Origin of the sequence: Amycolatopsis sp. NPDC051903, from assembly GCF_044452505.1 — a bacterium.
In the GTDB taxonomy this organism is placed as follows: domain Bacteria; phylum Actinomycetota; class Actinomycetes; order Mycobacteriales; family Pseudonocardiaceae; genus Amycolatopsis.
In genome coordinates this window covers 334127-345547 of the sequence record NZ_JBITBT010000001.1, presented here as the reverse complement: position 1 = coordinate 345547, position 11421 = coordinate 334127, and the positions used below count along the sequence as shown (strand labels likewise).

The following is an 11421-nucleotide window of genomic DNA, read 5'->3' as shown; positions in this document are numbered from 1 at the left end:
TGGCTCGTAGCGTTCGAGCCATGGGGAGATCCGGGGCCGTCGTGGCTGTGCTGGTGCTGCTGGCGAGCGGTGTGGTCGAGGCGCAGGCCGCGGCGGCGCCCGCGGGCGTGTGCGGCAAGGCGGTGACGGAGTACCCATCGGTGCCGACGGGCGCCGTGGTGGTGGACCCGGCGCGCGACGGCGATCTGGCGGCGTTGACGCAGGCCAGCCCGGCCGGCACGACGTTCTGGCTCGCGCCGGGCACGCACACGCTCGGCACCGACGCGTTCGGCCAGGTCCAGCCCAAGGACGGCGACACCTACCTCGGCGCGCCCGGCGCGGTGCTGGACGGCCGGAACGTGAACCAGGCCGCGTTCACCGGGCCGGCGAAGGACGTGACGATCCGCGGCCTGACGATCCGGCACTTCGCCGCGCCGCAGGACCAGGGCGTGGTGAACCACGATTCGGGCACCCACTGGGTCGTCGAGGACACGACGATCCGGGACAACCGCGGCGCGGCGCTCATGGCCGGTGACCGGCAGGAGGTGCGGCGCAGCTGCCTGGCGGACAACGGGCGGTACGGCCTGAACGCCTACCGCGCCGGCGACGGCATCACCGGGCTCGTGCTGGCGGACAACGAGATCACGGGCAACAACACCGACGACTGGGAGACGAAGTCGCCGGGCTGCGGGTGCAGCGGCGGCGTGAAGTTCTGGGCGGTGAACGGCGCCGACGTCACCGGCAACTGGGTCCACGGCAACCACGGGCCCGGCCTGTGGGCCGACACGAACGACAACGACTTCCTCGTGCGGGACAACGTCATCGAGGACAACGACGCCGAAGGCCTGTTCTACGAGATCAGCCACAACCTCACCGTGCGCGGCAACGTGTTCCGCCGCAACGGGATCGTCGCCGGCAAGAAGCGCGCCGCGGCGGGTGACGACTTCCCCGTCGCCACGATCTACGTCTCGGAATCCGGCGGCGAACCGCGGTTGAGCGCGCGCACGCCCCTGATCGACATCGGCGGCAACACCTTCGAGGACAACTGGGGCGGCGTGGCGCTGTGGGAGAACGCCGACCGCTTCTGCAACAGCCCGGCCAACACGTCGACGGGGTACTGCACACCGTTCGCGACGAAGGCCCAGTGCACCGCACCCGGCATCACCCGGCGGCCGCTCTACGACGACTGCCGGTGGAAGACCCAGCACGTCACGGTGCACGACAACACGTTCACCTTCGACCCGGCCCACCTCGGCTGCACGCGGTTCTGCGGCCGCACGGCGGTGCTGTCGAACTACGGCAGCTACCCCGACTGGTCCCCGTACCGGGGCGACGTGGTCCAGCAGGCCGTGACCTTCGACCAGGACAACCACTTCACCGGCAACACCTACTCGGGCCCGTGGACCTTCGTCGCCCACGACACCAGCCGGGTCCTCACGCCGCAGCAGTGGCAGGCGGGGCCGTACGGCCAGGACGCGGGCAGCACGTTCTAGCCCACACTGGCTCCATGCAGCCACCCGAACCCGGGCCGTGGGACGCGCAGCTGGTGGAGCTGGCCCACCGCACGCGAGCGGCCCTGCTCGACCTCCGCGACACCGACCCCGCGGCCGACGCGGCGGCCGCCAGCGCGCTCGCCGACGCGGGGTTCCCTCGCGAACACGCCGGCTGGGTGGTCGAGGCACTGCTGCACTACGTGCTCGGCCACACGATCGACGAACGGGCCGGTGCGCTCGAACCGGCCGCCCAGGCGCGGTTCGCGTTCGGCTTGGAGCTGTTCGTCGACGGCGTCCGCGTGCGGCTGCGCTAGAGCCGGTCGGCGACGCGGTCCACGGCGAACGCGGTCGCGGGGATGACCGCGAGCGCCGTGGCGAAGCCGCCGATGGTGTCGGTCGGGTAGTGGGCGCCGAGGCCGACTTCGGTCCAGGCCATCAGCGCGCCGGACGCGAGGGCGAGCGCTGCGGTGACCGTGAGCGCCGCGGCGCGGCCCAGGCGGTCGGCCAGCACGAACGCGCCGATGAGCGCCAGCGCGGTCGCGAACGCCGTGTGGCCGCTCGGGTAGGAGAGGTAACCGCCGTGGATGGTGCGGCCGGTGACGGGTTTGAGCAGCGACGTCACGGCGATCGTCAGCCCGCAGCCGACGAGGACGAGCAGGGCCGTCCGCACCCGCCGCGCCAACAGCGCCACCCCGACGAACAGCACGATCACGATCGCCGACCCCACCGGCTCGCCGACGAAGTCCACGACGGTGGCGACGTACCACCACGGGTCCGGCAGCAGGTCGGGTCCGGGCAGCAGCGGCGCGTCGAACGCGCTCGCCACCGAGTCCCCGGCGAAGCGCAAGCCCAGCGCCACCACCACGACGAGCCCGGCCACCGCCGACACCAGCAACGGCGTGCGCACCACCGCGGGCAGCGCCGCCGGCGCCGTGCGGACGGCGGTTCTCATCGCCCGGATCTCAGCCGCGCGGCAGCCGCGGGCACCGTGGCCCGCGGCACGGGAGTGAGCGGCGCGGCGACCGGAGTCCTCCGGACTTTCGCGGGCGCGGAGAGCGCCAGACCGGAGCCCGCCCGCGCCGACGCCGGCACCGAACCAGACGCCGGCACCGAACCAGACGCCACGGAGGACACCGAGGCGAAAACCGGCGACACCGAACCCAGCGGCGCGGAACCCAGCGGCGCGGGTCCCGGCAGCGAGGGACCTGGCAGCGAGGAGCCCGGCAGCGAGGAGCCCGCCTGCGCCGACGCCGACGCCGGCGCCGAACCGGGCACTACGGAGGTCACCGAGGTGAAACCCGGCAACACCGAAGCCCGCGACGCGGAACCCAGCAGCGCGGGACGCGGCAGCGAAGAGCCCGCCTGCGCCGACGTCGGCACCGAACCAGACGCCACGGAGGACACCGAGGCGAAAACCGGCGACACCGAAGCCCGCGGCGCGGAACCCAGCAGAGAAGAGCCCGCCTGCGCCGGCACCGAACCAGGCGCCACGGAGGTCACCGGTGCGAAACCCGGCAACACCGAAGCCAGCGGCGCCGAAGCGCGCACCGCGGCGGTCAGCAGTGCGGGACCCGGCAGCGAAGAGCCCACCCGCGCCGAAGCCGACGCCGGCATCGAACCAGGCGCCACGGAGGTCACCGAGGTGAAAGCTGGCGACACCGAACCCAGCGGCGCGGAACCCAGCGGCGCCGAGGCGCGCGGCACCAGGTTCTCCGGCGGGAAACCCGGCCGCGCGGAGGTCGTCAGCGTGGAGTTCTTCATCGAGCCGAACGCCCTCTCACCCGCGGAATCCAGCGAACCCGGCTTGCCCGTCGCAGCGATCGAGGCGGCCGCGGCCGGTGGGTCCATCGAACCCGAAGCGCCGTCATTTCGGTGTCAAACGGAGCCGGGTAAAGCGGAGCCGTGGGAAGCGATGGCGGCTTCGTACCCCTCGATGAGGCGGCGGAACCCGACCTCCGGCGTGAAGTCGTCGTCGTAGCGGTGGCGGGCGGCTTCGCCCATCTTGCGGTTGCGGTCGGGGTCCGAGACGACGTCGCGCAGGGCGCCGGCCAGCGCCGGCGCGGAACCGGGCGCGTGCAGGACACCCGTGACGCCGTCGGAGATCAGCTCGGGGAACGCGCCGTGCGCGGGCGCGACCGTCGGCACGCCCGCGGCCATCGCTTCGACCACCACGAGCCCGAAGGCCTCCAGCCAGGCCGACGGCGCGACCACCGCCGCCGCGGACGCGGTCAGCGCGCGGCACGAGTCCTTGTCCCGCAGGCCCACGTACGACACGTCCGGCCGCGAAGAAGCCCAGGCCGAAACCTCGTCCGAAAGCGGCCCGGTTCCGGCGATCACCAGCGGCAGCCCGAGTTCGCCGCCCAGGAGGTCCCACGCCGCCATCAGCAGCGGCACGCCCTTCTCCGGCGTCAGGCGGCCGAGGAACAGCACGTGCTCACCGGCACCGGTCCGCCGCACGCCGGGGTCGGTCACGAAGTTGTGCTTCACGGTCATCCGGGCAGCCGGCATCCCCGCGTCCACGAGCACGCGGCGCTGGGCGGCGGAGATGCAGAAGAACCGCGTGACGCCGCTGCGCCACCGCGCGCGGTTCACCAGGAGGTTCGCCGCCATCGGCAGCGTCGCCACGGCCGATTCGCGGTAACACCCGTGCCGCACGGCGGGCAGGGGCGGGCCGCCGACGCAGTCGGTGCAGATCCGCCCGTCGCGGTAGAGCGTGCCGGGCGGGCAGACCAGGCCGTAGTTGTGCAGCGTCGCCACCACGGGCACGCGCGCGTCGGCGCACGCCGCCAGCACCGAGGGCGACAGCAGCGGGAACGTGTTGTGGACGTGCACCACGTCCGGCCGCTCCGCCCGCAGCCGGGCCGCGAGGTCGGCGCGCGCCCACCGGTTCCACGGCACCTGCAGCGGCACGAACGCCTTGCGCGGCAAGGACATCGCCGCGATGTCGTCGCTGCGCCGCTCGAACCGCCCCACCTGCACGCCGCCCGCCGACAACAGCTCGACCTCCGCGTCGACCACGTTGTTCTCCCCGCTCGGCTGCTCCGAGCGGTACCGGTTGTGGACCACGAGCACCTTCATACGGGCTGCCCCTTCGGGATGAACTCGTCCTCGGCCGAGGCGGCGCCCACCGTGCCCTGCGCGAGCAGCGACGCGGCCAGCGCCAGGTGCAGCAGGTACGGCGACGCGTCCCCCAGCCCGGCCTCGGTGTAGGAAGCGGAGATGCAGTAGGTGATCAGGAAGATCGCGCACGCCCGCGCCAGCGACGGCGGCCGCAGCACCGCAACGGCCACCAGCACCAGCAGGAACGCCGCGACGATGGCGATGCCGGTGAACCCCTGCTCGTGGTACACGGCGAGCCAGCTGTTGTCGATCGGCAGGCCGTCGTAGGACTTGTCCGTGAGCCCGACGCCGAAGATGTACTCGTTGACCGTGCGCGGCGCCGCCAGCAGCGCGTCCCACACCTTCGCACGGCCGGTGAGGCTCGAGAAGTTCTCCTCGCTCTGCCCGCGCAGGAACCACGCTTGCAGCAGCCCGGCGAGCGCGACGGCGGCGAAACCCGCCACCAGCACGAACGTGGTGAACACCTTGCGCGCGCGGGCGTTCGTGGCCGCCAGCGACAGCAGAGCCACCACGAGCCCGGCGACGAGCCCGAGCGTGGCCGTGCGGGTGTGCGTGAGCAGCAGCAACCCGAGTGAGGGCACGATGATGACCAGCGCGCTCACCGCCGTCGTCCGCTTGCCGAGCCACAGCAACGCCGCGAGCCCGGCGATCACGGCCGCGTACTGCCCGACCTGCGGCGGCGTCAGCGGCCAGACCGCGCCCGAGAGCCGGCCGCCGTAGACGTCCGGCATCGCCTTGCCCGGCGCGATCACCAGCCCGATCGCCACCGACACCAGCACCGCGTAGAACATCCGGATGTGGTGGCGCACGAACGTGAACGAGCCGTTCCACCAGCGCGTGAGCAGCCACAGCGTCGCGATGAACACGGCGAAGCGGAAGCAGCGGAACAGCGAACCGAACCCGGCTTCCAGGTGCAGGCTCGCCACGGTGCTCGTGACCAGCAGCAGGGTCAGCAGCAGCAGGTACGCGCTCGGGCGCAGCTTCAGCCGCGGGTTGAGCGCCAGCGCGATCACGAACGCCAGCATCAGCGCGCCCATGGTCACGAGCTGGCTCACCGCGCGCGGCAGCGGGATCACGGTCTGCGCACCGGTCGACCCGAGCGTGTTGAGGATCAGCAGCGCCCACGCCGCGCCGGCGAGCTTCGGCGTCCGTTCACCGGTTTCGGCGGCCGTGGGCTGCCGGATCCCGCTCAGCAGAGCCATGTCAGCCTCCCCCGCCGCGCTGGTACGTGGTGCGCGCGTCCTGCTTGTACGGCGCGCCCTCCCACTCCCCGATGCCGAGGACGTGGCTCATGTCGGTGGCGATGAACGTCCACGGGCCCACGTAGGCGTTGTCGTGCCAGGTGTTGTCCTGCTTGAAGGTGATCGCCTGCTGCACCGCGTCGCCCTTGTACGGCGACCAATCCGGGTAGGTCCCGAAGTTGGACAGCAGCCCCATGCGCCCGCACGTCTCCTGGCAGTCGATCGCCGAGGGCTGCAGGATGAACCGGTTGTTGTGCACGTCCACGCGCTGGGTCTTCCACCGGCAGTCGTCCAGCAGCGGTTTCTTCGCGATCGCCGGCGCGGCGCACTTGTCGACGTCGGGCACGAGCTTCGTGCAGACGCCGCTGGACGTGTTGGCCGGGCTGTTGCAGAACCGGTCGGCGTTCTCCCACAGGGTGAGGCCGTTCCAGTTGTTCTCGAAGACGTTGCCGTAGATCTCGAGCTTCGACGTGCGGGCCTTCACGCGCGGTTCGCCGCCGGACTCCGAAACGTAGATCGTGGCGACCGGGAACGTGTCGCCGCGGTCGGTGTAGTCGCGGCCGTCGACGAGGTTGTTGCGCCGGATCGTGTTGTTGCGGATCACGGCGTTGTAGCTGGTCTCGTAGGTGATGGCCGAGCTGTCGTTGTTCTCGATGAGGTTGCCCTCGATGAGGAAGTCGTTGTTGTTCGTGTCGGCCCACAGGCCGGTGCCGCGGTTGTCGTGCACCCAGTTGCCGATCACGTCGGCGCCGTTGACGGCCCAGAACTTGATGCCGCCGGTGCAGCCGCAGCCGTCGATCTTCTTCTCCCAGTCACCGGTGTTGTTGCCGGTGATCTCGTTGCCGCGCACCACGAGCCCGGTGATGTCGTCGCCTTCGGCGAACGCGTTCATGCCGTACTGGCCGTTGCGGCGCAGGCAGCTGTCGAGCACCTGCTGCTTGGCGCCCGCCATGAGGCCGGCGCCGTCGTTGTCCTGGATGGTCGCGTGCTGGATCACCCAGCCGTCGCCGGAGTCGTGGTTGACCACGCCCTCGTCGCGCGGCGCGGTGAAGTTCTGCACGGTGAGGTTGGTGATCCTGACGTTCTTCGCATGCCCGGTGAAGGCGTACTGGTTGAGCTTGCGCCCGTCGAGCACGGCGCCGGGCGCGCCGACGAAGACGTCGCCGTCCTTGGGCTCGACCTGGTCGAACCGGTCGTTGCCGAGGTGGTGGCTGCCCGGGGCGAGCCAGAACGTGGTGCGCGCCGCGGCGCCCCGCACCTTCGCCGCGAGGTCGTCGGCCCCCGTCACGGTCACGGCCCCGGCGGGCGCGGTGGCCGGCCCGGGCGGCATCTTGTCGCACACGGCCGCGATCGGGCCGGACGGCGCCGCCGACGTCGCCGCGACCTGGCTGGACGAGACGTCGTTGTCGTCGGACGACCCGGTGCACCCCGAGAGGACGAGCGGGCACAGCAAGCCCAGGAACAGCACCAGCCTGCTGGTCGAACGCACCGGGTCGGTCCTTTCGGGTCAGAAACGCAAGGTCGTGGTGAAGGCCGGCGCGGCGGGTCCCGAGCCGACGAGGGTGGTCGCCGGTTCGCGGCGGCCGAAGCCCGCCGAGTACCAGCCGAGCGGTGGGTTCGTCTCGCCGCGGTGCGCCGTCCACTCCAGCTCGGCCGGCAGGTCCAGCGTCGCCGTGTGGCCGGGCCAGCTCAGCCGCGCCGTGCTGCCCTCGAGCGTCACCTCGACGAGCGGGCCGAGGTGGAACGCGAGCTTCGCCGGCAGGGCGAGGTCGCCCTCGACCTCGTCGACGATCCGCAGCGCCCGGTCGGCGAGCTCCACGCAGCGTCGGTGCACGGCCGGGGCGTAGCCGTCGTGCTCGGCGCGCCAGCGCACCGGGCCGACGGCGAGCGTGCGGGTGCGCGCGTGCCGCGTCCACAGGAACGGCCCGCCGGAAGCAGACTGGTCGGCGCCGCCGAGTTGCAGCGTGTTGTGGCCGAGCGTGGAGCGGAAGTACGAGCGCCACTCGGGTTCGCCGTGGTAGCAGTAGGTGCCCGGGTCGGCGAGGATGTCGACGCCGTCGTGGCGGACCTCCAGCGACAGCGCGTCGGCGTGCGCGTGGGCGGCGATGGCGAGGAACCCGTGGGGCCCGCCGTCGCAACGGCACCAGATCTCCTCGGGTTCGCCGGCCGGCGTCCGCAGGATCGTCATGCCCGCGTCGAAGAGGTCGTCGACCCGCCGAGGGGGTCGCGGGTCGGTGAGCTCCGGGGTACCGCCGAGCGAGGCGAACAGCACGGTGCGGACGTCGCCGCCCGGCACCTTCGGCCACCACTCCTGGCGGCCGAACAGCGCGTCGCCCGTCGCGAGCAGGGACGCCCAGCGGCTCGTGCCGGTGCCGTCGACGATCAGCCCGTAACCGTCGTCGGCGTCGCCCTGGCGCGGCGGCCGCAGCTTCGAGTCCACAACGGACGCGAGAGCGTCGGTCATCCGGCGCAGCACGAGCCAGGTCGACTCGGGCACGAGCGGGCCCGCCTCCAGCGCGGCCGCGAGGCCCAGCTCCAGCACGAGGCCGTGGTACTCGGTGGCGAGCTCCCGGTTGAGCCCGGACGCGAACGTGTTGGCCTGCAGCTGCGTGTCGAGCGAGCGCAGCGCCGCGTCGCGCCAGCCCGGCGACTCCGGGAACCAGCCGAACGCGCACGCGGCCGCGAGTTGCCCGGCGTCCTCGGCGATCACGTGGTTGTTGGCCGACGAACCGCGGCTCGGGAACGCCGCGAGCCAGCGCTGGTGGTGCCAGATCTGGTGCAGGGCCTCGGGGTTGTCCTCGAACAGGCCGGACGCGCCGGACCAGCCGTCGAGCAGGCGGCGCACCCACACCCACGACAGCAGCCGGAGGCCGAGTTCGATGCCGCTCACCCAGTGCACGCCGCGCATCGGCGGGTTGGCCGCCCACCAGGATTTCAGGTGGTCGGCCACGCGGTGGGCGAAGCGGTCCTCACCCGTCAGCGCGTAGGCGGCGGCCAGCACGGTGAGGTGCTGGTGGCGCGAGGGCTCCCAGATCTGCTTGATGTCGCCGACCGTGTCCTCGCTGCGGTAGGCGATGTCGAACGAATACGCGTCGGCGGGTGCGCGCAGGCCCGTCTTCGGGTCGAACGACCAGTCGGGCGCCACGAGGTCGCCGCGCTCGACCCCGAAGTACTCGGTGTACCCGTCCACCAGCCGTTCGGCGGTGGCCAGCAGCTCGGCCCGGGCTTCGGCCGACACACCGTCGACGCTCGCCGGACGGGCGAACGCGCGGTGCGGCAACCAGGTCGCCTTCTGCTTCGCGACGCCGCGCCACTGCTGCTTGCGCAGCACGTCCGTCGCGCGGCCCGCGACTTCGGCCGGGCTCATGGCCGAGAGTCTTCGCAGGTACCAGGCGGGATCCATCAGCCGAGCACCTCCTTCGGCTCCAGCCGCACCGGCGCGCCCGTTTCGAGGCTGCGGTTCACGGCCAGCGTGGCCAGCGTGGTGGTCACGAGCGATTCGACGCTGATCGGCATCGCGACGCCGGTGGTCAGCGCGGTCACGAACGCCTCGACCTCGGCCTTCTGGCCCTTGTCGCGGCCCTTCGGGATGCGCGAGCTGGCCCAGCGCTTCTTGCCGTACACGCTCGCGCGGGCGAAGTCGTCGAACTTCAGCACCTTGCCGTCGGCCAGGACTTCCAGCGTCTCCTTCTGGAACGACGTCGAACCGCTGGTGACGTAGCTGATGGCGGCGGTCGAGCCGTCGGCGTAGCGCAGCAGCACCTGCAGGTCGTCGTTGCCGGGGGTCGCGGTGGCGTAGACGGAAACCGGGTCGCTGCCAAGGAACCAGCTCACCGTGTCGATGAAGTGCCCGCCCTCGCCGACGAAGCGGGAGCCCTCGGAGTCGGCCTGGTTGTACCAGCTGTTCGACTCCAGGCGGCCCGCGTTCACGAGGTAGCGCACGGACGCCGGGCCCAGGCGCGGCCCGAACTGGATCCGGGCCTCGTTGAGCAACGGCGCGAACCGGCGGTTGAAGCCGACCTGCAGGCGGTCGTTGCCCGACTCCTCGATCGCCTCGACGATCCCGCGCAGCTCCTTCTCCGACAACGCCAGCGGCTTCTCCACGAACACGGCCTTGCCCGCGAGCAGCGCCCGGCGGGTGAGCTCGGCGTGGGAACTGTGGCGCGTCACCACGAACACGGTGTCGACGGAGTCGTTCGCCAGCAGCGCGTCGAGGTCCGTGGTAGCCCTGGCGAAGCCGAACTTGCGCTTGGCGTTGGCCCCCGAGAGCGCCGACGTGGTGACCACTTCGGACAGTGCCACGCGCTCCTGCTCCACCAGGTGCGGCAGCAGCATCGACGACGCGTAGTTGCCGGCCCCGACGAACCCGATGCGCGGCCGGCTGCGCGGGGTGGCCCGCGTGCCCGTCGCGGCGGGCGCCGCCACCGCCGACACCACGGTCTGCGGCTCGGGTTCGGGGCCGCCGGGGTAGCGGAAGAGCACCGCGACGGCCTTGAGCTCACCGTCCTGCAGCGATTTGTACGTCTCGACGGCGGTCGAGAAGTCGGCGACGTGCGTGATCAGCGGTTCGACGTCGAGCTTGTCGCGCGCGGCCAGGTCGAGGAAGCACTCGATGTTGCGGCGCTCGGTCCAGCGGACGTAGCCGATCGGGTAGTCGCGGCCCTCGAGCTCGTACTCGGGGTCGTAGCGGCCGGGCCCGTACGAGCGCGAGAACCGGACGTCCAGTTCCTTTTCGTAGTAGGCGTTCCACGGCAGGTTGAGCGAGATCTTGCCGATGTCGACCACCCGGCCGCGGTCGCGCGCGAGCTTCGCGGCCAGCTCCACCGGATCGTTCGAGGCGCCGCCCGCGGCGAGGTAGACCTGGTCCACGCCGTGACCACCCGACAGCTCCGCGACGGCGTTGTCGACCACTCCCGACCCGGGGTGCGCGCACGCCAGCGCGCCGAGCTGTTCGGCCAGTTCGCAGCGCGAAGGGTCCGGGTCCACGCCCACGACGCGGACGCCCGAGGCGACCAGCAGCTGCACCACGAGCTGCCCGATCAGGCCGAGCCCGATCACCAGCGCGAGGTCACCGAGCTGCGGTTCACCGCGGCGCACGCCCTGCATCGCGATCGACCCGACCGTGCCGAACGCCGCGAACCGCGGGTCGAGGCCGGCGGGCACGCGAGCGTAGAGGTTCTTGGGCACCCAGTTCAGCTCGGAGTGCAGCGCGTGCTCGTTGCCGGCGCACGCGACGACGTCGCCCACCGCCACGTCGTCGATCCCCGCCCCGACCTCCACGACCACGCCGGCCAGCGAGTAGCCGAGCGGGGTGTAGGAGTCGAGCTTGCTCGTCACCTTGCGGTAGGTCGCCGCGAGCCCGTTGGTGGCGACGCTCTGCATGACCTTCGCGACCTGGTCCGGGCGCGAGCGCGCCTTGCCGATCATCGACATGCTCGCCTCGGACACCTTCATCATCTCGGTGCCCGTGGAGATCAGCGAGTACCCGGTGCGCACGAGCACGCCGCCCGGCTTGCACGCGGGGACGGGCACGTCGAGGAGCGCCAGCTCCCCGCTCTTGTAGTTCTGCACTACCTGCTTCACAGCAC

Annotated in this window: 9 protein-coding genes; 3 read left to right on the top strand and 6 right to left on the bottom strand. The window is 71.9% G+C overall.

Annotation, left to right across the window (positions count from 1 at the left end; all coding sequences use genetic code 11):
- Positions 1-20: 20 nt before the first annotated feature.
- Together ACIA77_RS01760 and ACIA77_RS01755 are read left to right on the top strand one after the other, a co-directional pair.
- Positions 21-1472: a right-handed parallel beta-helix repeat-containing protein gene (locus ACIA77_RS01760; protein WP_395883840.1), complete on the top strand. Its 1452-nt coding sequence runs from the start codon at positions 21-23 to the stop codon at positions 1470-1472.
- Positions 1473-1486: 14 nt separating this feature from the next.
- A complete protein-coding gene (locus ACIA77_RS01755; protein WP_395883839.1) occupies positions 1487-1786 on the top strand; it encodes a hypothetical protein in 300 nt (99 codons plus the stop codon).
- On the opposite strand, the gene ACIA77_RS01750 is transcribed toward ACIA77_RS01755, so the two are convergent.
- Positions 1783-2424: a phosphatase PAP2 family protein gene (locus ACIA77_RS01750; RefSeq protein ID WP_395883837.1), complete on the bottom strand. Its 642-nt coding sequence runs from the start codon at positions 2422-2424 to the stop codon at positions 1783-1785. The two genes, ACIA77_RS01755 and ACIA77_RS01750, sit on opposite strands and share 4 nt — an antisense overlap.
- Before the next feature lie 36 nt (positions 2425-2460).
- Between ACIA77_RS01750 and ACIA77_RS01745 the strand changes: the two genes are divergently transcribed.
- Entirely contained in the window at positions 2461-3450 is a 990-nt protein-coding gene (locus tag ACIA77_RS01745; protein ID WP_395883836.1) for a hypothetical protein, read from the top strand.
- On the opposite strand, the gene ACIA77_RS01740 is transcribed toward ACIA77_RS01745, so the two are convergent.
- The 5 genes from ACIA77_RS01740 to ACIA77_RS01720 all read right to left on the bottom strand — a co-directional run bounded on the left by ACIA77_RS01740 (position 3348) and on the right by ACIA77_RS01720 (position 11416).
- Positions 3348-4550 (bottom strand): glycosyltransferase, encoded by a 1203-nt coding sequence (locus tag ACIA77_RS01740; RefSeq protein ID WP_395883835.1) that lies wholly within the window; start codon positions 4548-4550, stop codon positions 3348-3350. The two genes, ACIA77_RS01745 and ACIA77_RS01740, sit on opposite strands and share 103 nt — an antisense overlap.
- On the bottom strand, positions 4547-5794 hold the full coding sequence (locus tag ACIA77_RS01735) for an O-antigen ligase family protein (protein ID WP_395883834.1): 1248 nt from the start codon (positions 5792-5794) through the stop codon (positions 4547-4549). The genes ACIA77_RS01740 and ACIA77_RS01735 overlap by 4 nt, the downstream gene beginning before the upstream one ends.
- Position 5795: 1 nt before the next feature.
- Positions 5796-7163, bottom strand: coding sequence for a right-handed parallel beta-helix repeat-containing protein (locus ACIA77_RS01730; protein ID WP_395884313.1), 1368 nt, complete (start codon positions 7161-7163; stop codon positions 5796-5798).
- A gap of 177 nt (positions 7164-7340) precedes the next feature.
- Complete coding sequence (locus tag ACIA77_RS01725; protein WP_395883833.1) at positions 7341-9236, bottom strand: alginate lyase family protein; 1896 nt, start codon at positions 9234-9236, stop codon at positions 7341-7343.
- Positions 9236-11416, bottom strand: a complete 2181-nt coding sequence (locus tag ACIA77_RS01720) for a bi-domain-containing oxidoreductase (protein WP_395883832.1) — start codon at positions 11414-11416, stop codon at positions 9236-9238. The genes ACIA77_RS01725 and ACIA77_RS01720 overlap by 1 nt, the downstream gene beginning before the upstream one ends.
- Positions 11417-11421: the final 5 nt, after the last annotated feature.